This is a genomic window from Acinetobacter sp. MF4642, from assembly GCF_002018925.1.
GTDB lineage: Bacteria > Pseudomonadota > Gammaproteobacteria > Pseudomonadales > Moraxellaceae > Acinetobacter > Acinetobacter johnsonii.
Genome location: NZ_MVON01000003.1, coordinates 110934 through 132838, shown reverse-complemented (window position 1 = coordinate 132838; position 21905 = coordinate 110934). Strand labels below are relative to the sequence as shown.

Annotated in this window: 20 protein-coding genes; 10 read left to right on the top strand and 10 right to left on the bottom strand. The window is 43.5% G+C overall.

Translation table 11 applies throughout. From position 1 onward, the window contains the following. The first annotated feature begins 152 nt into the window (after window positions 1–152). From leuC to leuB, 4 genes are all read left to right on the top strand, one after another. Complete coding sequence (gene leuC, locus MF4642_RS02840; RefSeq protein WP_078425243.1) at window positions 153–1586, top strand: 3-isopropylmalate dehydratase large subunit; 1434 nt, start codon at window positions 153–155, stop codon at window positions 1584–1586. 21 nt (window positions 1587–1607) lie between these two features. Further along, window positions 1608–2258, top strand: coding sequence for a 3-isopropylmalate dehydratase small subunit (gene leuD / locus MF4642_RS02835; RefSeq protein WP_010325843.1), 651 nt, complete (start codon window positions 1608–1610; stop codon window positions 2256–2258). Between the two features lie 99 nt (window positions 2259–2357). Beyond that, window positions 2358–2918, top strand: coding sequence for a hypothetical protein (locus MF4642_RS02830; protein ID WP_005400864.1), 561 nt, complete (start codon window positions 2358–2360; stop codon window positions 2916–2918). A 37-nt stretch (window positions 2919–2955) separates the two neighbouring features. Next, window positions 2956–4035 (top strand): 3-isopropylmalate dehydrogenase, encoded by a 1080-nt coding sequence (gene leuB / locus MF4642_RS02825; RefSeq protein WP_078425242.1) that lies wholly within the window; start codon window positions 2956–2958, stop codon window positions 4033–4035. 54 nt (window positions 4036–4089) lie between these two features. Here the strand turns inward: leuB and MF4642_RS02820 are convergent, their stop codons facing one another. The 3 genes from MF4642_RS02820 to infA form a co-directional block, all read right to left on the bottom strand. Then, window positions 4090–4518, bottom strand: coding sequence for a hypothetical protein (locus MF4642_RS02820; RefSeq protein WP_078425241.1), 429 nt, complete (start codon window positions 4516–4518; stop codon window positions 4090–4092). 200 nt (window positions 4519–4718) lie between these two features. After that, on the bottom strand, window positions 4719–5009 hold the full coding sequence (locus tag MF4642_RS02815) for a hypothetical protein (RefSeq protein WP_227518502.1): 291 nt from the start codon (window positions 5007–5009) through the stop codon (window positions 4719–4721). A 156-nt stretch (window positions 5010–5165) separates the two neighbouring features. After that, entirely contained in the window at window positions 5166–5387 is a 222-nt protein-coding gene (gene infA / locus MF4642_RS02810; protein WP_004692529.1) for a translation initiation factor IF-1, read from the bottom strand. Window positions 5388–5617: 230 nt separating this feature from the next. Between infA and MF4642_RS02805 the strand changes: the two genes are divergently transcribed. Beyond that, window positions 5618–6625: an AraC family transcriptional regulator gene (locus tag MF4642_RS02805; protein WP_004692528.1), complete on the top strand. Its 1008-nt coding sequence runs from the start codon at window positions 5618–5620 to the stop codon at window positions 6623–6625. 88 nt (window positions 6626–6713) lie between these two features. Here the strand turns inward: MF4642_RS02805 and truA are convergent, their stop codons facing one another. The 5 genes from truA to asd all read right to left on the bottom strand — a co-directional run bounded on the left by truA (window position 6714) and on the right by asd (window position 12539). Further along, window positions 6714–7511: a tRNA pseudouridine(38-40) synthase TruA gene (truA, locus tag MF4642_RS02800; protein ID WP_078425240.1), complete on the bottom strand. Its 798-nt coding sequence runs from the start codon at window positions 7509–7511 to the stop codon at window positions 6714–6716. 12 nt (window positions 7512–7523) lie between these two features. Continuing rightward, on the bottom strand, window positions 7524–8492 hold the full coding sequence (locus MF4642_RS02795; RefSeq protein ID WP_078425239.1) for an asparaginase: 969 nt from the start codon (window positions 8490–8492) through the stop codon (window positions 7524–7526). A 49-nt stretch (window positions 8493–8541) separates the two neighbouring features. After that, a complete protein-coding gene (locus MF4642_RS02790) occupies window positions 8542–9846 on the bottom strand; it encodes a hypothetical protein (protein ID WP_078425238.1) in 1305 nt (434 codons plus the stop codon). A 65-nt stretch (window positions 9847–9911) separates the two neighbouring features. Beyond that, window positions 9912–11279 carry a FimV family protein gene (locus tag MF4642_RS02785; protein WP_078425237.1) on the bottom strand — a complete coding sequence of 456 codons (1368 nt, stop codon included), beginning with the start codon at window positions 11277–11279 and terminating at the stop codon, window positions 9912–9914. Window positions 11280–11420: 141 nt separating this feature from the next. Then, window positions 11421–12539: an aspartate-semialdehyde dehydrogenase gene (asd, locus tag MF4642_RS02780; RefSeq protein ID WP_004692521.1), complete on the bottom strand. Its 1119-nt coding sequence runs from the start codon at window positions 12537–12539 to the stop codon at window positions 11421–11423. Window positions 12540–12724: 185 nt separating this feature from the next. On the opposite strand from asd, the gene MF4642_RS02775 reads away from it, so the two are divergent. Further along, on the top strand, window positions 12725–13834 hold the full coding sequence (locus MF4642_RS02775; RefSeq protein ID WP_078425236.1) for an endonuclease/exonuclease/phosphatase family protein: 1110 nt from the start codon (window positions 12725–12727) through the stop codon (window positions 13832–13834). A 289-nt stretch (window positions 13835–14123) separates the two neighbouring features. Here the strand turns inward: MF4642_RS02775 and MF4642_RS02770 are convergent, their stop codons facing one another. Beyond that, window positions 14124–15062: a lauroyl acyltransferase gene (locus MF4642_RS02770; RefSeq protein ID WP_078425235.1), complete on the bottom strand. Its 939-nt coding sequence runs from the start codon at window positions 15060–15062 to the stop codon at window positions 14124–14126. Window positions 15063–15314: 252 nt separating this feature from the next. Continuing rightward, window positions 15315–17201 (bottom strand): ATP-binding cassette domain-containing protein, encoded by a 1887-nt coding sequence (locus MF4642_RS02765; RefSeq protein ID WP_078425234.1) that lies wholly within the window; start codon window positions 17199–17201, stop codon window positions 15315–15317. Window positions 17202–17236: 35 nt separating this feature from the next. Here MF4642_RS02765 and MF4642_RS02760 point away from each other — a divergent pair, with 35 nt between their 5' ends. From MF4642_RS02760 to topA, 4 genes are all read left to right on the top strand, one after another. Next, window positions 17237–17482: a SlyX family protein gene (locus tag MF4642_RS02760; RefSeq protein ID WP_004692513.1), complete on the top strand. Its 246-nt coding sequence runs from the start codon at window positions 17237–17239 to the stop codon at window positions 17480–17482. 180 nt (window positions 17483–17662) lie between these two features. Beyond that, complete coding sequence (locus tag MF4642_RS02755; protein WP_078425233.1) at window positions 17663–18652, top strand: hypothetical protein; 990 nt, start codon at window positions 17663–17665, stop codon at window positions 18650–18652. A gap of 70 nt (window positions 18653–18722) precedes the next feature. Beyond that, a complete protein-coding gene (locus tag MF4642_RS02750) occupies window positions 18723–19172 on the top strand; it encodes an ammonium transporter (protein WP_004692510.1) in 450 nt (149 codons plus the stop codon). Between the two features lie 36 nt (window positions 19173–19208). Beyond that, window positions 19209–21851, top strand: coding sequence for a type I DNA topoisomerase (topA, locus tag MF4642_RS02745; RefSeq protein WP_078425232.1), 2643 nt, complete (start codon window positions 19209–19211; stop codon window positions 21849–21851). Window positions 21852–21905: the final 54 nt, after the last annotated feature.

Here is a 21905-nt window from a genome sequence, read left to right as displayed (position 1 = left end):
TGTAATCAAAGGGATTGAAACAAAGAGGTATAAATTTAAAATAATTCCAAAAAGTTTTCAAATTAATAAAAATGATAAATTAGATTTATGTGAAATCGTCGCTATAATCGATTTTAATGAAAGAATTACCCAGTCCAGTGGAGTCAATCGACATGGCAGGCGAAAACCAACAAGCAAAAACATTGTATGACAAATTGTGGGATGACCACCTAGTAAAACAACGCGATGATGGCTCGGCTTTATTGTATATCGACCGTCATTTATTACATGAAGTGACTTCTCCGCAAGCCTTTGAAGGTTTACAACTTGCGGGTCGTAAACCATGGCGTTTAAGTGCGAATGTGGCAACCCCTGATCATAACGTTCCAACATCGACCAAAGAGCGTTCAGAGGGAATTGCAGGTATTGAAGATGATACTTCACGTATCCAAGTTCAGACCTTAGACGACAACTGTAAAGCTTTTAATGTGGTGCAGTTCGACATTAATGATGTGCGTCAAGGCATTGCACACGTGGTTGGGCCTGAGCAAGGTTTGACTTTACCAGGTATGACGGTGGTGTGTGGAGACTCTCATACGGCAACACATGGTGCATTTGGCTGTTTGGCGCACGGGATTGGTACATCTGAAGTGGAGCATGTATTGGCAACCCAATGCTTGGTTCAAAAGAAGATGAAAAACATGTTGGTGCGTGTTGATGGTCAATTGGGTCAGGGCGTAACACCGAAAGACGTGGTTTTAGCCATCATCGGTAAAATTGGTACTGCAGGCGGTACAGGTCATGCCATCGAGTTTGGTGGTCAAGTGTTCCGTGATATGTCGATTGAAGGTCGTATGACGGTGTGTAATATGGCGATTGAAGGCGGTGCACGTGTAGGTATGGTTGCTGTCGATGACAAAACCATTGCCTATGTCAAAGACCGTCCATATGCACCACAGGGCGCACAGTGGGATGCAGCAGTGGCTTACTGGAACACTTTACATTCGGACGCAGACGCACATTTTGACACCGTGGTGGTGTTGCAAGGTGAAGAGATTGAGCCGCAAGTGTCTTGGGGCACATCGCCTGAAATGGTGATTCCAGTTTCTCAAGCGGTACCGACTTTAGAACAAGCCAAAGATGAAGTGCAACGCAATGATTGGACGCGTGCTTATAACTACATGGGTTTAACCGCAGGTCAGGCGTTGGCAGATATTCAGTTAGACCGTGTCTTTATTGGTTCATGTACCAACTCTCGCATTGAAGATATTCGTGCCGCAGCAGAAGTGGCCAAAGGCAAAAAAGTGGCAAGTACCATTAAACAGGCGATGGTGGTCCCGGGTTCTGGTTTAGTCAAAGCGCAAGCAGAAGCTGAAGGCTTAGACAAAGTTTTGATTGAAGCGGGCTTTGAATGGCGTGAGCCAGGTTGTTCAATGTGTTTAGCCATGAATGCAGACAAATTACAACCCGGTGAGCACTGTGCATCGACCTCTAACCGTAACTTTGAAGGTCGCCAGGGCAATGGCGGGCGTACGCATTTGGTGAGCCCAGCAATGGCAGCCGCAGCAGCGATTGCAGGTCACTTTGTCGATGTGCGTTCATTTTAATTCGGGCTTGGGAGCATAGACATGAAAAAATATACCGTTGAACAGGGTATCGTTGCACCTTTAGACCGTGCCAATGTCGATACAGACTTGATCATTCCAAAACAGTTTTTGAAATCCATTAAGCGCACGGGTTTTGGTGAAAACTTATTTGATGAGTTGCGTTATTTAGATGAAGGTTTTTTGGGACAAGACAATTCCAAACGTCCTAAAAACCCTGATTTTGCATTGAATCAGCCACGTTACCAAGGTGCAAGCATCTTAATTTCTCGTGCGAACTTTGGTTGTGGTTCAAGCCGCGAACATGCGCCGTGGGCATTGGAAGAATATGGTTTCCGTACTGTGATTGCGCCCAGCTATGCCGACATTTTCTTTAATAATAGTTTCAAAAATGGCATGTTGCCTGTGATTTTGTCTGAAGAAATTGTTGATCAACTTTTCAAAGAATGTGCAGCAACAGAAGGTTATCAGCTAACGATTGATTTGGACGTGCAAGAAGTGCGTACACCATCGGGTGAAGCCTTCACATTTGAAGTTGATCCGTTTCGTAAGCACTGTTTGTTAAATGGTTTGGATGATATTGGGTTAACTTTACAGGTTGCAGATGACATCAAAGCCTATGAAGAAAAGACCAAAGCATCACGTCCGTGGGTGTTTGCTGAAATTCATGCTTAATTGAAAATTCGATGCATCTAGTGCTTGGGGCCATCTCTTGTTAATATCGAGCAAAAGAATTTCAAACGTTTTGCTACTGGTAAAGGTTGGGCTTGAACAATGGTGACGAGTTACAGTCGTATCGCTCTACTGGCGTTGGTGGGAACATTAACTGCCTGCCAAAGCATGAATACGGCAAGCATAAAGCGGATTCAGGATACCCCAGCGAGTAAAAATAATGCACAGCTTTACTGTACTGGTACAGTGAACTGCGAATTTGAACGATGGAATCAGATCAAAATTGTGAATGCCGACAATCATCGTGTCAGCCGTGAGGCCATTCGAGAGAAGGTCGTGCGTCTAAAACGAGATGATTTGAATGAAGCGAATGCCTTGTTTCTGTCAGTGCCAGCGGGGCAACATGAACTGGTGATTCGCTTCTATCCCGTTTCGGTCGATCGCGCTGAAACGCTGCATGTCATTCATCGTTTTAAGCCTGCGGAACGCTACACCTTTAGGATGTTCCGTGCGCGCAGTCGACATCAGGGAAGTTTGTTGAATATGTCTGCACCTGACCCTTTATGTGTCGATTTAAAGCAAAACCAAAGAACAATTCGTCGTTTTTGCAAACCTTACAATGTCTTAAATGGCTTGGGCGAGTTTGTAGAACAAAAACTTTAATCGTGTGAGTCAGAACTCACCAACAATGGAATATTTCATGTCTAAACATATTTTGATTTTGGCTGGTGACGGCATTGGTCCTGAAATTGTAAAAGCCGCAGAACAGGTACTTACACGAGTCAATGATCAATTCAATTTAGGTTTAACGTGGGAACAGGGCCTACTCGGTGGGGCTGCCATAGATGCACACGGTTCACCTTATCCAGATGTGACCGCAGCACAAGCTAAAAATGCAGATGCAATTTTACTTGGTGCGGTAGGTGGTCCGAAGTGGGACAACATTGAGCGTTCGATCCGTCCAGAGCGTGGTTTGTTAAAAATTCGTAGTGAATTGAATTTATTCGCGAACTTACGTCCAGCTATTTTGTATCCGCAATTGGCAGATGCATCAAGCTTAAAGCCTGAAATTGTAGCAGGTCTTGATATTCTTATCGTTCGTGAATTAACTGGCGGGATTTATTTCGGTCAGCCACGGGGGATTCGTGAACTTGAGAATGGTGAAAAACAAGGTTTTAACACCGACGTTTATGCTGAGTCTGAAATTAAGCGTATTGCGAAAGTGGCTTTTGAAATGGCCAGTTTACGTGGTGGTAAAGTTTGTTCTGTTGATAAAGCCAACGTCCTTGAAGTGACGGAGCTTTGGAAGCAAACCGTAACGGCGATGAAAGAAGCTGACTATCCAAACATTAACTTATCGCATATGTATGTCGATAATGCTGCAATGCAATTGGTGCGCGCGCCTAAACAGTTTGACGTGATTGTGACAGGTAACTTATTTGGTGACATCTTGTCTGATGAAGCCGCGATGTTGACAGGTTCAATTGGGATGTTGCCATCAGCATCCTTAGATGAAAATGCGAAAGGGATGTATGAGCCATGCCATGGTTCGGCGCCTGATATCGCAGGACAAAATATTGCCAACCCATTAGCCACTATTCTTTCAGTGGCTATGATGTTGCGTTATACCTTCCGTGAAGAAGCTGCTGCTCAAGCGATTGAAGATGCAGTAGGCAATGTCCTAGATCAAGGCTTGCGTACCGCTGATATCATGTCTGAAGGCATGAGCAAAGTAGGTACTGCGGAAATGGGGCAGGCGGTTGTGGCTGCACTGAACTAAGCCAAAAATAATTTGAAAACGCAGCCATCCGCTGCGTTTTTTTATGCTCAAGATTTAATAACCTTTGCAAGCTTTACCCCGATATTGAATTGATTGCGCAATATTATCTTTTAACCAGAAGTGGACTTGGCACTCTAACTGAACATCATAAAAAGGTGTATGTGTGGGAATAGGAATTGCACCGACACTGCTGTCGCTACGCATAGTGGGCATAGGGGTTGGAATTTGAATCCGTCTGACAATGGTATAACTCAGTTGGTTTGGTGTTTGAATCGGCGCACCTAAGGTTTCATAACCGAGTTTACGTAAGTTGAGTTCGCGCCGAATGCTCGATACATCTTGGCCGATATATTGTTCTAAATAGTCAGGGAGCGCAATTTTAGTGGGTGAAACGACGGTCTGGTGTTGCGCTGGAGAGCTGCTGCAAGCTTGAAGGAGTAGAAAGCAGATGGAAATAAAGAAACTGACAATAAAGGGCTTCATGATCATCCCCTAAGCAGAGAAAGACCCTTTTAGTATTGTATATCTGAACGTTCGTTTGAGTATGTTTCGAGTAATTTGAGATAAACGGTATATAGGCGGCTTACCATAACGCAGCCGTTAACACGCTTTGCCGATGTAGTGAATAGATTCCACAAGATCATCATGCAGTCTGAACTCAATTTTGCATTTCATTTCAATATTCAGGCTACCGCTGGAAGGTGTCGGAATGGGCGCCCCCATACTGACACTGGTTCCAAGGTTGGGGTTCTCATCGGAATAGGCATATTACGTAACAGAGTGTAGGTCAGTTTCTCAGGGGGATGTACAGGAGCACCGAGCACTTTATAGCCCATGCTATTGAGGTTGAGTTGATTTTGAACTTGATCTGACGATTGTCCGATATAGTGTTGTAAGGTTTGCTTGAGCTGAGTTTGGCTTGTTGTGGCGCAAGCAACACAGAGTATTGGGAACAGTAAAATTGCTCGCTTCATTGAAGTCATTTTCATTATTGTTTAGGCGTATTAAGTTGTTATCGCATTGAATTATAGTTTGATTATTGGTTTAAATATAGTCGATTTATAATATTTAGTCTGAGCACAGATATTAAAAAAGCCACTTAAAAAGTGGCTTTTTCGCTTCGCTAAAACTTAGCGCGCACGATAAGTGATACGACCCTTAGACAAATCATAAGGTGTCATTTCTACTTTAACACTGTCGCCAGTCAAAATACGAATATAGTGTTTACGCATTTTACCAGAGATGTGAGCAATCACTTCATGACCGTTTTCTAAACGTACACGAAACATAGTATTAGGAAGCGTCTCGGTGACAACGCCTTCGAACTCGATGAGTTCCTCTTTATTGGCCATAGCCTACCTGAATGAATAAATTGGAAAGGCGCAAATTATAGTCAATTTTTTTGCATAAAACAAGGCGGAATGGGCGGTTGCCTGATCATCTGTCAGTAAAATAAGCGAACAAGAGGAATAAATATTTTCAACAAAAAAACTGTATAAGTTGTTGTCAGTTCGGTCAATCGCAGTTAATCTAATTTTAATGTTTTATGTATAAATGAAGAACATACAAGGAAGGTTCTAGCGTGGGTCAGCTAACGGATGCATCGGTTGTATTGCGATTAGGCTACCAAGCGATTCGTCGTTCAGGGTTGCCAACAGAAGAAATTTTAACAAAGGCTGGTGTTGCATTAAATCAGATGGAAACCAATGAGCGTACGCCTTTGAGCGCACAATACGCTTTTTGGGTGGCGGCAGAAGAGGTGAGCCGAGATCCAGACATCGGTCTACATTTGGGTGAAAATCTGCCTTTATACCGTGGCCAAGTGATTGAGCATTTGTTTATTTCATCGGAAAACTTTGGTGAGGGTTTGAAACGCGCTTTGGCTTATCAGCGATTGATCAGTGATGCCTTTCATGCCAAGTTGGTGGTTGAAGATGACCGTTGTTATTTGACCAATGGGGAACAACCTTGGGCTGAAAATTTAGTCAATCGACATTTTTCTGAATGTGCGATGTCCGGTATTTTGCGGTTCTTTAAATTTATTACTGAAGGGCGCTTTGAACCGATCTATATTGATTTTAACTTCAGTAAAGGCGCGTTTGATGATGAGTATTTCCGCGTATATGAGTGCCCTGTTAGTCTAGGGCAAAAAGAAACTCGCTTATATTTTGACCCAAGTATTTTGGCTTATCCGTTGTGGCAGGCGGAACCTGAATTATTGCAACTGCATGAGCAGTTAGCGATTGAAAAACTTCAAGAATTAGCCCGCTATGATTTGGTGGGTGAAGTGCGTCGCGCGATAGGTTCAACCCTAGAAAGTGGCGAAACCACACTTGAAACAGTGGCTTCACAGCTCAGTATTACCCCAAGGCGTTTACGTACACAACTTAGTGAGGCGAATACCAGCTTCCAGCAAATTTTGTCCGATTATCGCTGCCGTTTGGCGAAAAAACTTTTGGCCAATACTGCTGAAAGTGTAGAGCGTATCGTGTATTTGACCGGCTTTTCTGAGCCAAGTACCTTCTATCGTGCATTTAAACGCTGGACCAATGAAACCCCAGTGGAATATCGCAAGCGTAAGCAGCGTTAAGAAATCCCTCCTAACCTCCCTTTATAAAAGGGAGGAATTTCTCCCCCTCCTTTGAAAAAGCCGGCTAGGTGGAGGATCCAAAAATAAATTATTCAGGCATATTTAGCCAGTGCGGCCCAAGCGGCTGCTTAGGTAGCTCAAACTGCGCTGGATAGTCGGCATGAATGAAATACAACCCATCAGGAGGGGCAGTAATACCTGCGGCTTTACGGTCTTCTGCTGCGAAAATAGCCTCAATATGCTCGACTTCATACATACCTTGACCAATTTCCAGTAAGCAGCCCATGATATTACGGACCATATGGTGCAAGAAGCCATCAGCCTGAATGTCGAGGACCAAATATGGACCATGTTGAATCAAGCGACAATGGCTGACATGGCGCACAGGTTGATTGGATTGGCATGCGGCTGCACGGAAGCTTTCAAAGTTATGCGTGCCTTCGAACTTTTGCGCAGCTTGCATCATCTTCGGTACATCTAGCGCATAATAAGCGTGTGTGACTTGTTTATGCATAAGAGCAGGACGTTGCGGGTGGTTATAAACGACATAGCGATAACGACGTGCCTGCGCTTTGAAGCGTGCATGAAAGTCTTGATCCATCGCTTTGATCCACTGGATCGAAATATCTTTTGGCAGTTGGCTGTTGCTGCCCATTAACCAACCGCGCTCTGAACGAAGTGCCGAGCTATCAAAATGCGCCACCATATTGGTGGCATGGACGCCCGCATCGGTACGACCTGCACCATGTAAGCTAATCGGTTCATTGGCAATTTTAGAGAGTACTTTTTCAATCGTCTCTTGTACGCTGATCACACCTGTTTGCTGGGTTTGCCAACCACGATAGTGTGTTCCACAAAACTCAATGCCGATCGCAAAACGTTGCATATGTACCTCAAATTAACCCAAATCATGCCAATGGCTGAAGCGTGCTTCAGCGCTGGGGTATTGTAAATACATTTTGAGGGCTTTGGCATACAGATCTGCATGCCCAAGGCAATCACTGACAATTATTTTGGCTTGGGTTGTCCACGCGGCAACTGCATAGCGTTGATCAGTACGGCCGAAAGGGACTTGGGTGCTTAAGATAACAATACAGCCTTGCGCGTAAAATTCATCGAAAAGTGCTATCAACTCGGCATTCACAGCTAAATTACCCGTTCCAAAACCTTGCAAAATGAGGAAATGTGGTGGGGCTGTAAGCAGGTTTTTCAAATTCTGCAATTGTTGAGCTAAGGCAACAGGTTGCATCATCAGATTGAGGCAATTGAACTGGCGAGATTGTTCTACATCACCTGTTTGTACTATGTGTTTTTTTAAGCTATGTGGAATCGGCTGTTCAGCCATGACGCCTGTAAAAGCATCCAGTTCTGTGGTATGTCGTTTTAACGCGGTTTGCGCATGCAATACCTGTTGATGAAAAGCCAGATACACGCCAACAGGATGTTTCACCACGGCATCTAAGGCAAAATTCAAATTACTGATCGCATCGCTAAATTCACGCGTATCTGTGCCTTGTACATTAAGCAATGGATATTGGCTACCTGTGAAAACCACACGTGCGGAATCTGCAATAAAGTGTGCCGCGACAGCACTGGCATAGCTTAAGGTATCTGTGCCATGAATCACGACAAAATGCTGGAATTGTTGCAGTTGCAATTGTTGAATCTGCTGAATCAGCAATAACCAGTCTGCAGCCGTACAGGCGCTACTGTCTTTAATGACAGGTGCAATAAAACATTCTATGTCGAGATGAATGGGCAACACATGTGTGAGCTTGGGAATAAAGTCTTCGGCAGGCATTGGTTGTAAGGGTTCGCCAATACAGCCAAAGGTTCCACCCATATAGATAAGCGCAATTTTTTTCATTATAAAAAAAGCAGTCGGTGATGACTGCTTTAGTTTAAAACGAAATGGCTTAGGATGCTATGCGACTCAGTAACTGTTCTACTTGCTGACGTTGTTCCGTAGAGTAATTTGGTTCTTGTTCAACCAAAATTTCGCGTGCAGCTTCGAAAGCGCCAAGTTGAATGTATTGCTCAGCCAATTCAAGGTTTAAGTGTATTTCATTGACTTCGTTCAGTTGAGGGAAAGACTGCACCAGAGGATCGCTTTGATCTGTCGTATTGGCAGGTGCAGTAGACTCTAGACTAAAACTGAGGTTTGGCGTAATAACTGCTGGTGTTTCTTCTACTATCGCTTCACTTGGACTAACCGTATCGAAAGAAAAAGCAGGGATATCTTTTGCAGCTTCGGCTGTGGATTCGCTTGAAAAATCAAATGTAAATTCAGGACGCTCATCTACGGCAGGCGGCGAAATTTCTGCTTCTGGCGTTGTTGTCGGCGCTGTGTCGAGATTGAATGAAAAATCTAAAGGTTGGATGTCGGCTGCAGCAGTTTCTGCTGGTTGAGCCGGCGTGCTTTCTAAAGAGAGTGAACCGAAATCGAGCGGTTTAAGTTCTTCAGCAGGTTTGGCTGGTTCTGCCGTTGGCGTATTTAAACTAGAAATATCAAAATCTAAGCTTTGAACTTCGATGCTCGGTTCAGGTTGAGCTGTTGTTGTGGTGGTAAATGCTGAGGTATCAAAATCAAGCGGTTTAATGTCTTGAACCGGTTCAACAACAGAAGCCTGCACAGGAGCGGGCGCAGGATTATTTGATGACATCAGGGCATCAAAGTCCGCAGTATTGGTTGCTTCTACAGGTTTTGGTGCAGATGGCGTAATTTCAGTTGGTTTAAACTCAATCGTGTCACGGCTATTTTGATGTAATTGATCGTAATCCGATTTTTTGGCTTCTGCTTGCGCCAAAATATCATCCAGTTCTAAAGAACGTAAATGATTCAGCAATTGGCTAATGGCAAACTCATCTTTTTGGAGCAAGTGAATATTGAGCAGCAGTAAATATAATTCGTGTTGTGAATTGTCTTTATTTAGGGCTTGGTTGATTTGTGCTTCAGCTGAGAAGAAATTGCGGTCGCGAATTTGACCTTCAATTCTATTACGTAGATCTGTGGCGAGTGGTGTCGTGGCTTTTTTAGCAACAACATCTTCAATGACTTGAGTTTGTTGCGGGGATTTTTTAGACGAACTGGTTTTTTTGGCTTTGTTTTTTGCAACAACCGCTTTTTGAGTTTTTGGTTCTGCTTCTTTACTCGCCTCACGCTTTTTTAAGACTATGGCAACAACCAATAGTAAGATAAATGGAATCACATAAATAAGCATGTTTTACCCCTTTTGAACTTGTCTTTGTGCAAGTTCATCCAAAATCAAATAATCAAAATAACACTTTAGTGTGTTGGCTTTTTCTCAGTTTGTTGTGCTTTCAATTGTTGTTGCAATTGTGCAAGACGAGCGTTTAGTAATTGAATTCTCTGATCTTTCTGATTAAGTGCCACTTCTAATTGTGTTACGTTTCTCTGTAATTTAACGGTTTTTTCACGGGATGTCATAACTTTTAATGACAACTCGTTTGATGTTTGATTCTTTTGTGTCGACTTCTTGGCAGAACCGTGGCTTGAATCTTGCTCTTTCTCTGCCACCAAACTCATCTCGGCTTGATTGAGGCGGTATTTCGCCTTGCCAGATTGCTGTGAGCTCTGTTTTGGAAGTGATGAAACGGAGACTTTTTGTTCTGATTTTGCTGTTTGTAGACCTGTTAAATTGAGGTTGGCACCACGACGTAAGCGATTTACGTCACCTTGAATAAAGGCATGTTCATTCTTGGCTTTAATTTGTTGCATGACTTCACCGACAGGACGGTTTTCATCAGCAGCAATGCGCGATGCAATGCCCCAGAGAGATTCATTTGACCGAACTACATGGGCACTTTGAGGTGCGGCTTGGCGTGCAGTAGTTGCAGGGGCAGCAGGTATTGTTTTTGCTGTCGATGGACTAGCTTGAGGGCTAGCCTGTGCTGAAATTGGCGCATCTGATTTTTGAACTGAATCGGCATACTTTTGCACTAACGGATCTGCCGATTTTTTCGCTTGAGTAATCGGTTCAGCACGTGGAGTTGATGTTTGAGCAGCTGCTGCAATTTGTGTAGACGCTACTGAAATAACTTGCGTTGGCGCTGTAATAGCGGTCGCACTCATGCTTGGTGGGGTATGGTTATTGAGTTTGAGTGGTGTCGTGTTTGTCGTCGGCGCAGCTGTTGTTTTTAAGCTATTGAATTGTGTGCTAACAGGTAAGTTCAGCGCAATATCTTTTTCGTTGACAATCACCACCGGTTTTAAGGCTTTTTCATTATTATTCGTACGGGCTTGAAGTGCTGCCGAGCGTTTATTGGCTGTTTTAATATGTTGTAGCCGTGCCGCATTGCCTTCTTTGATTTTGACGACAATGTTCAGTTCCGCTTCAGTTAAAGGGCGTGAAGAAGTAATCGTAATCACACCTGTACTGGCGCTGGTACGACGGGTAAAAAAGTTCAGATTACTGGGCGGCTGATGCATGACACCAAGAGACATTAAATCTTCTGCGCTGGCTAGACTGGCTTGAATCGGAGCATTCGGATCGGCATCGTGAAAGTTCAATTCTGCATACAATAGCTCCCCAGGTGCAGATTGAATTTGAATAGGATCGACAATGATCGCATTCACATTTTGCGAAGCAATAATGGCTAAAATGGCTATCTTTAATTTGTTATTTACGGTCATCTTAATCTTTAGCTCGGTCACAGATCGCAAAGCGAAAATTATAGATTAGCGAGTTGTGTGTTATTTGTAAAACGTTAACATCAGGGTTACAAAAAAAAGCCGATCAAGTGTGATCGGCTTAATACTTTAGCGGGTAAATGCTTAAGTATTTTTGTAGTCAATCAGGATACGGAGCATACGACGTAAGGGTTCCGCAGCACCCCAAAGCAATTGATCACCGACAGTGAAAGCACCTAAGTACTCTTTGCCCATATTTAATTTGCGTAGACGACCAACAGGAACAGTTAACGTGCCCGTTACAGCCACAGGTGTTAAGTCAGTCATAGACGCTTCACGGGTATTTGGAACCACTTTTGCCCATTGGTTTGCGCTACGTAACATATCTTCGATTTCATCGAGAGGCACGTCTTTCTTCAGCTTTAATGTTAAAGCTTGAGAGTGACAACGCATCGCACCAATACGCACACAATGACCGTCAATCGGAACGATTTGCTGGTTGCCCAAGATCTTGTTGGTTTCAACTTGACCTTTCCATTCTTCTTTCGACTGACCGCTGTCTAATTGTTTGTCGATATAAGGAATGAGTGAGCCTGCTAATGGCACGCCAAAGTTTGCTGAAGGGAAACCTTCGCCACGTTGTAATTCCGCAATTTTAGAGTCGATATCTAGAATTGGAGAGCGTGGGTCATCTAACAAATCTTTGGTGTTGTTGTACAAATAGCCCATACCAGAGATGAGTTCACGCATATTTTGCGCACCAGCACCCGATGCTGCTTGATAAGTCATCGAGGTTGCCCATTCCACTAAATTGTTTTGGAATAAACCACCTAAGCCCATCAGCATCAGTGAAACTGTACAGTTACCGCCCACGAATGTTTTGGTGCCATTCACTAAACCATCTTTAATCACGTTCATGTTGACAGGGTCAAGCACGATAATGGCTTCATCTTCCATACGAAGTGTAGATGCCGCATCAATCCAATAGCCTGTCCAGTTTTCTGCTTTGAGCTTCGGGAAAACTTCTGAGGTATAGTCGCCACCTTGGCAGGTAATAATGACATCCATTTGCTTCAGACTGTTAATGTCTGATGCATCCATAAGTGCTGGGGCAGTTTTACCGCCAAACGCAGGCGCTTCACCGCCTGCATTACTGGTAGAGAAATAAAATGGCTCAAAATGAGCAAAATCATTCTCTTCAACCATACGTTGCATAAGGACGGAACCAACCATCCCGCGCCAACCGACCAGACCTACTTTCATGTCACTTTGCCTCGGTGCGTTAAAAATTAAAAGGGGATTCGAGTGTATCAAAAGAGCGCTTAACTGCAAGCACTACACAATGAAAACAGCAATTATATTGTGCAATATATCTTGTTTATGTTACATGCAAAATTGATATTAATTTATGAATCTACAAAAAATTAAGAATATAAGAGTGGGTATCTATGATTTGGGTTGAGTTGCTGGCATGTGTTGTGATTTGGTTGAGCTTCTGGTCACTGATTCCACGAGATGAATGGTGGTTTCGAGGCGCAGATTTTCCACGCTTGCAGATTTTGGCATTGGGATTGATTGCATTTAGCTTGATGTTGTTTTGGGATGCACATTGGGATTGGGGGCGTGAAGTCATTTTTCTGGGGTTAATTGCGGCAGTAGCCTATCAACTCAAAATGGTGTTGCCTTATACTTTTATGTGGAAAAAGCAGGTTAAAACGGTTGCCAAAACAGAGTTACAGCCAGAACGTCAGATTTCTTTAATTGTGTCGAATGTACTAACGCCCAATACTCAATATCACTTATTACTGCAACAGATTCGTCAGCATCAACCGGATTTGATTTTGACTTTAGAGTCGGATGCACATTGGGAACAAGCCTTGAGTGTACTGGAAGATGACTATCCCTATCGGGTTGCAGTGCCTTTGGATAATCTGTATGGCATGCATTTGTATAGTCGTTTAGCGCTTGAAGATATTGAAGTTAAGTTTATTTTGAGCGATGAAATTCCTTCGATTCATGCCACAGTCATCTTAAGGTCAGGACAGCCAGTGCAACTGTACTGCTTACACCCGAAACCACCAAGTCCGACCGAAGCCAAAGACTCTACTTTACGTGATGCTGAATTATTAATAGTTGGTGATCAGATTAAAGATTTGGATGAAAGTTGCATTGTGATGGGGGATTTGAATGATGTGGCGTGGTCGCGTACGACACGACTTTTTCAACGGATCAGTGGGCTGCTAGACCCCCGAGTCGGACGACATTTTGTCAATACTTTTCATGCCGACTATCCCTTACTGCGCTGGTCATTGGATCATGTCTTTCACAGTACGGATTTTGCCTTAGTGCAGATGCAGCGTTTAGCACATATTGGTTCAGATCATTTCCCTGTATATGTGGTGCTTCAAACTGGTCGGGTGTTTGAGCAAGTACAAGAAGAGCTGGAACAAACCGAAGCCGATGAGCAAGAAGCGCAGGAGGCGATTGAAGATGGAATTGAGAAGGCGGAACGAGAAGGTAAGCAGGTTACAGATAAAATTGCCAAAGATTACCAGTAAACATACGGGGTGCTCGGATTTCATCAGTGTAGGATATGGCTTACAGGGATTTGGGAATCTGACGAATGGTTAGTCATTTGGTATCCCCGTATTCTAGTCTCATCAGCAAATGGAGTGGGAATGGATCATCCCAGTATGGAAGTTGAAGCTGATGGAAATCATCATGGATATGATGTAGGTATGGAATGCCACCGAATAAAACAAGAATAACGTTGAAAGCACAACCTCATGTACCCGAGTTTTGCAGGACGCAGAACTCGGGTTCTACTTTTTAAGCAGCTCTTTTTTGTTAAGAATAAATCTTGTCATAGCCTGCAGGGCGAGTTTTGAAGCGACGGTGGAACCACATATATTGAGTCGGAGCAATGCGGAGTTGATTTTCAATAATTTGATTTACTCGTGTCGCATCATCGACTTCATCTTCACTGGGTAAGTTTTCGACCGCAGGTTCAATCAATACTTTGTATTGTGGGTTTTTAATGTCCCCATCTCGATAAAAATACAGAGGGATGGCAGCAGCCTTGGTCATTTTCAATAAACGACGGTGTGCTGTAACTGTCGCTGCGGGAACGCCAAAAAATGGTGCCATAACACCTTGTTTTAAACCAAAGTCTTGATCTGGACTATACCAAATGGCATGGCCATTTTTTAAGTTGCGAACCAAACCACGCATGTCATCATGATCAATTTGATGTGCATAAATGGTGGCGCGGCAGCGGTAGATGAGCATATCCAGCAGTGGATTATTTTGTGGGCGATACACTACATCCGGTTCAAAATACTGTGCGCATAGATAACCACCCGCATCGAGCAAAGTAGAGTGGGTTCCTAAAAGCAGTGCACCTTTACCTTCTGCTTGTGCTTTTTGAATATGTTCTAAGCCTTCAATACTGACACGGCCAGTAAACCACTTTGGGCTATACCACGCATTCAGCGTTTCAAATACGCCCAGCATTTGATCGACAAAAACCAGACGCGCATTTTCAAGGACTTCTTGGGCCGACCATTCAGGGAAACACACTTCCAGATTACGAACGGTAGTTTTACGCCGCGACTTCAGATATTTAAAACTGAGATTGCCTAAGAGGGTTGCCAGTCGGTGTTGAATTGTCCATGGAAGAATCGCCAATATCATGAGAAAGACGATACCAATCCAAATGCCCCAATATTTGGGATGTAGAAAAGACCACTGAAATTCACCGGGTTGATAGTCTGGCTTCGAACTCATAAATTGCGATAAAGGCTAAAAAAGAATGTTTCGAGTTTAGCATGAAGCAAGAATGAAGGGTCAATGTTCAGAATCAACCCGATGTCGGCACTCTTCAAATGTGATGTTATACAGGCTTGGATGATGTAGACGAACGCACCCAAATGCAAATGGAAGCGATGGACATCTTCTCGATGGTGGTGGGCACCCTCAGCTGAGCTCCATAAAAAAACTCCGCGTGATGCGGAGTTTTTTTATGGAGCTCATGGAAAATTATTTGGTTAAATTTTCCAGTTCTTCCCAACGTTCCAGTTTTTCCAGCAATAGCTCATCAATTTCAGTCAAACGATTTGACAACGTCATAGCCTTGTCTGCATCTGAAATAAATAATGAACCATCTGCGAGTAATGCATTGATTTCAGCTTGCTCTTTTTCCAGCGCTTCCATTTCGGCAGGTAGTTGTTCAAGCGCACGCTGATCTTTATAGCTTAATTTGGCTTTTTTAGGCGCAGCATCTGCTTTTGCAAGTGCTTTTTTCACATCACTTTTTTGATCGACGACTTTGTCATCTGGACGCTGTTCAAGATAATCTTGATAACCACCAATGTATTCATCAATATGCCCTTTACCATCAAACACCCAAGTTGATGTGACGACATTGTCCATAAAGGCACGGTCATGCGAGATCAACAACAATGTACCTTTGTAGCCACCGAGCATTTCTTCAAGAAGCTCTAAAGTCACCATATCTAAGTCATTGGTCGGCTCATCCATCACGATTAAGTTGGATGGCTTAAGCAATAATTTTGCAAGTAAGATACGGTTACGCTCACCACCTGAAAGGGCTTTGACTGGTGTGCGCGCACGTTCTGGTGAGAACAAGAAATCTTGTAAATAGCTGTAGATGTGGCGACGGTTACCATTGACATCGACAAAATCTGAACCTTCAGAGACGTTATCTTTCACTGATTTTTCAAGATCAAGTGCATTACGTAATTGGTCAAAATAAGCCACTTCAAGCTGTGTACCTGTTTTGACTGATCCGCGATGCTCAATCTCACCCAAAATAGCTTTGATGAGCGTAGTTTTACCGACACCGTTGTCACCGACGAGACCAATACGATCGCCACGAAGCACCAATGCAGAGAAGTCTTTGATAATAGGTTCTTGATTGCCAAAAGCCACACTGAGATGTTCAATATCGAAGACCAATTTACCTGAGCGATTGGCATCTTGCGTTGCCATGCTGACTTTGCCTTGTTGTGAACGGCGTGCTTTAGATTGTTCACGTAATTCTTTTAGGGCGCGAACACGACCTTCGTTACGGGTACGACGAGCTTTAATCCCTTGGCGAATCCATACTTCTTCTTCAGCTAAGCGCTTATCAAAAAGAGCATTTTGCTTTTCTTCTGCTTCCATCTGCATTGCTTTTAGTTCGAGGTAGCGTGAATAGTTACCCTCGTAACTGCGCAAAGTGCCACGGTCGAGCTCTACAATACGAGTTGCAATACTGTCAACAAATGAACGGTCATGCGAGATGAACAGTAAAGTTAAATTATTTTGATCGAGTAGAAATTTTTCTAACCATTCAATACTTTCAACGTCCAAATGGTTGGTTGGTTCGTCCAGTAATAGTACATCGGGTTGGGTGAGGAGTGCACGAGCAAGCAGCACACGACGCTTACGACCACCCGATAAATCAGCCAAATCAGCATCTGGGTCTAGGCCCATTTTGCTTAAAATGGAATTGACTTTGGTTTCTAAAGCCCAGCCATCTAACATATCCATTTTATGTTGCAAGTTACCCATACGGTCGCATGCATCCATATCACCCAATACACAAGCATCACTGGCTTCATGATAGGCTCTGAGCACATCTGCGGCTTCACCCGCGCCGTCTGCCACGATATCCGCCACTTTACCCGAGTCCATCGGGACGTCTTGCGCCAACATGGAAATGGTGATGCCATTTTGTAGAGAAACTTCACCAGAATCGGGTAATAAACTTCCCTCGATCAGTTTAAGTAAAGTAGACTTACCTTCACCATTACGACCAATTAAACACACTCGTTCACCGCGCTCCAATGAAAAGTTCGCGCCGTCGAGCAAGGCAGGTCCACCAAACGCAAGTTGGACATCCCTTAAAGTAATATAGGCCATAATGTTTCCTGAAAAATCTCAAATGAGGACTTGAAGTGTCTAAACAACAAAATATTGATAATCAAGCGCCATTGTCCGCACCCATTGAAGATTTGCAAGTCCGAATTGCATTTTTAGATGATTTAGTTGAACAACTCAATGAACAATTAGTGATTCAAGGGCTGGAAATTGCTGATTTAAAAAAACAAATGCAAATTTTGTATCAACGTGTTGAATCTTCAGATTTGTCTGATGGAATTGCGACATTTGACCCGATGGCCGATCGTCCACCACATTATTAAGTTCATTTGCTGTCTTGGTCCAAAAAAATCCTGTGATGTAGGGTGAAGATATTGCTGCGTCTTCTCTATTTTTTTATTTTACCCAACTCAAAGCCCCATTTGACTGACGAAATCATTTGACCTTTGATGTAGTTCCTACTCTAATACCCGCTTTCTGGTGCATCCCATAAAAACTGTCCTATGACTCAAAAAGTTGTTCTTCTTGACCTTGAAAATAATGTTCCGACTGCCAAATTGTTGCGCGAGATTGTGGAGCATTATCCGACTTTGTATTTGTTTCATTGCCAAGGTCAATTTGAGTATGCATTGCAAGATTTGACGGAACTGGCTGCTTGGATCAGTAGTGGTCAAGTGGTGATTTTAGACACGCCCAAAGCTGAGCAAAAAGAGTTCGAATACGCCGTGGTGGTGGGGCAGTTAATGGCTTTGCTAGAGCCAGAGACGCAGGTTGAAATTATCTCTGCGGTCAATACAGCAGAAATACTTTTGGACTTAATGCAATCTTCGGATATTCAGAGCAATTTGATCCTCATTCAGTCTGAAGCGTTACCCAGTCAACGTCATCTTCCCAGTTTAGACAGCATCAAAAATCAGCCTTATTTAAAAATGGTCAAAAAATATTGTGATGCTTTGGGGAAAATGTCAGGTAAGCCGAACACATTAGACGGTCTAAAAAATTCAATAAGTAATATTTTGCAACTCGTACCTGAAAAGACGCAGCGGGTAGTGGGGATGTTGATTAATCTCAAAATCATCAAACGCTATGATGAGCAGATTCGCTTTCGTAAAAAAGTGTTGAAGCAGTGGTTGGCACTGAATTTAGATGAACAAGACCCAATTACACAGCCGCAAAGCATGCAGCAAGCGCTACAGCAACTGCAAAAAGACAGTGTCGTAGATGTGCTTGAACCAACTGTAGATACGCAGTCTGCGCAACAAGAGTTGTTTAAAAACTTTGCACAGATTGACCCTGTACAGCTTGAGGTTGCACAAAAACTGCGCGAGTTAAAAACCAATAAACCCAAAGATATCTATGCACTCCGTGATTTGCTTGAGCAAATGTTTCCGAAGTCAGATGTGCGTATGTTGCTGAAAGAGTTACTCGATAAAGGCTATATTTACTGGAATGGACATGAAGTTCTATATAGTCATGAAATGTTCTTAAATTAATTTTATCGTTCAAACTTGCGTTTTATATTGTGCTTATGCAACTCTAATAAAGGAATAAAAAGGTTGTGCTATGGAAAATACTGGAATTTGGGTTGTCGGATTTATCATCTTATTCATCCTCGGCTCGATTTTTGGACTTCGTGTAAGTCCAAGAGAGAAAGCTTTGGGTGAAATGCGTGATAAAGCGCGCAAGATGGGTTTACACCCGCGGTTAGTCGCAGCACCTGACTGGACGAAAATACCGATGGCTTCGGAAAACCGTGCCAGCATGGTGGCGTACTACAGTGTACTGATTCCAGAAGCACGCCTACCTTTAATGCGCGCTCGCGTTGTTGATCAACAGCTTGAACTCATTACAGGTGATGACAAGTTTAAACATTTACCCATTGAATTAAAGGGTATTTATGCTATTGATATGCAAGCAAACTGCGTGGGACTCTATTGGGATGAGCATTCTGACTTAAGAGCAACCCAGTTAGATGCCATGAAAGCATATTTACAGTCTTTGGCTGAACTTTAATTTTACAGACCCATTGAAACAGGATTAACGGTTAATATGGCGAAAGCTCCTCGGTCCACATCCAAAAGTACTACAGCAGATTCTCCTGAGGCTGGGAAAAAGCGTGCTTTAGTGATTGTGGAGTCGCCTGCAAAAGCGAAAACAATCAATAAATATTTAGGCTCGAATTACATTGTGAAGTCGTCTGTGGGTCACGTGCGTGATTTACCTACAGGTGGTTCCAGTAAGACTGCAGAAAAGAAGCCAGCAACACGAACCAAACTGACCGATGCTCAGAAAGCTGAAAAAGCACAAAATGCACTGGTCAATCGTATGGGGGTTGATCCTGAGCATGACTGGAAAGCACATTATGAAGTGCTTCCAGGCAAAGAGCATGTGGTTGCTGAACTGAAAAAGCTTGCTTCGCAAGTTGACGAGGTCTATCTCGCAACGGACTTGGACCGTGAAGGGGAAGCGATTGCTTGGCATTTAAAAGAAGTGATTGGTGGGGATGACTCACGTTATCAACGTGTGGTGTTCAACGAAATTACCAAAAATGCCATCCAAGATGCATTCAAGCATCCAGCACGCCTTGATATCGATAAAGTTAATGCGCAACAAGCACGCCGCTTTTTAGACCGCGTCGTCGGCTTTATGATTTCGCCATTACTTTGGGAAAAAATTGCCCGTGGTTTATCGGCAGGTCGTGTTCAGTCTGTCGCAGTTAAACTGGTGGTTGAGCGTGAGCGTGAAATTCGTGCCTTTATTCCCGAAGAATACTGGCAAGTTTTTGCAGACACTAAGTCACAGACCGATGAGATTCGTTTAGAAGCCGTCAAACAAGCAGGTAAAGCCTTAAAGCTACGTAATAAAGCTGATACCGATGCTTTGCTGAAGCTCATTAAAGACGCAGATTACAAAGTTTCAGCACGTGAAGATAAACCGACGAAGGTTAATCCGAGCGCGCCGTATATCACCTCGACTTTACAACAAGCCGCCAGTACACGTTTGGGTTTCTCTGTGAAGAAAACCATGATGTTGGCGCAGCGTTTGTATGAAGCTGGTTTTATTACCTATATGCGTACCGACTCGACCTTTTTGAGTGACGATGCGGTGAATATGGTACGTCATCATATTGAGACCGAGTTTGGTACGAAGTATCTGCCTGCTAAGCCGAACCGCTATGGTAACAAAGCGGGTGCACAAGAAGCCCACGAAGCGATTCGTCCATCGAATGTGGCTTTAAAAGGCGATAGCTTAGTGGGTGTGGAACGTGATGCACAACGTTTGTATGATTTGATTTGGCGTCAATTCGTCGCGTGTCAAATGACACCAGCAGAATACTTGTCATCGACTATTTTAGTGGATGCCAACGGTGTTGAACTTAAAGCCAAAGGTCGCACCTTAGTCTTTGACGGTTTCACTAAAGTCCGTGGTCAAAACAAGTCAGACGATGATGTGTTATTGCCTGCGGTGAAAGTCGGTGAAATCCTGACGCTTGAAAAATTAGATCCATCGCAACACTTTACCAAGCCACCTGCACGCTTTACCGAAGCGTCACTGGTGAAAGAGCTTGAGAAGAAAGGCATTGGTCGTCCATCGACCTATGCGGCGATTATCTCGACCATTCAAGACCGTGGTTATGTCAAACTCGAGAACCGCCGTCTGTATGCAGAAAAAATGGGTGAAATTGTTACTGATCGTTTAGATGAAAGTTTCAATAACCTCATGAACTATGACTTTACCGCGGACTTAGAAGGTCAGCTCGATAAAGTGGCTGATGGTGAACGCAACTGGAAAGAGTTGCTCGACAGTTTCTATGGCGACTTTAAAAAGCGCCTGACCAATGCGCAAGGTGAAGGCGGTATGCGCCGCAACCAACCTGTAGAGGTTGAAGCCGTACACTGTAAAGAATGTGACCGCCCAATGCAGATTCGTACGGGAACCACAGGTGTCTTCTTAGGGTGCTCTGGCTATAACTTACCACCGAAAGAGCGTTGTAAAGGTACGTTGAACTTAACGCCTGTTGAATCACTTGCCGCACTTTCTGATGATGATGCAGCAGAAACAGCAGATTTGATGTCGAAAAAACGCTGTCCAATCTGTGAAACTGCGATGGACAGTTATGTGATTGATGGTGGTCGTAAGCTACATGTCTGTGGTAATAACCCTGATTGTGCTGGTTTTGAACTTGAAGAAGGTGAGTTCAAAATCAAAGGTTATGATGGCCCAACTATTCCATGTGATAAGTGTGATGGGGAAATGCAGCTGAAGACGGGTCGTTTTGGTCCTTATTTTGCTTGCTCAAGCTGTGATAACACACGTAAAGTCTTAAAAAGTGGTCAACCTGCACCTCCGCGTGTAGACCCGATTAAGATGGAACATTTACGTTCAACTAAGCATGATGACTTTTTTGTATTACGTGATGGGGCGGCTGGTTTATTCTTGGCGGCAAGTAAGTTCCCGAAAGTACGTGAAACACGTGCTCCTAAGGTTGCTGAATTACGCTCTGTTGCCGATCAGCTCGATCCGAAGTATCAGTTTATTTTGCAAGCACCTGATGTTGACCCTGAAGGGAATCCAACTTTGGTGAAGTTTAGCCGTAAGAATCAAGCGCAATATATTGGTTCTGAAACGCCCGAAGGTAAGCAAACCAAATGGTCATTGGTGTTCAATGATGGAAAATGGGTTGAAGCTTAAGTTTTAATTACTTAGAAATAATCAAGAAATGCTCACTTTGGTGGGCATTTTTTA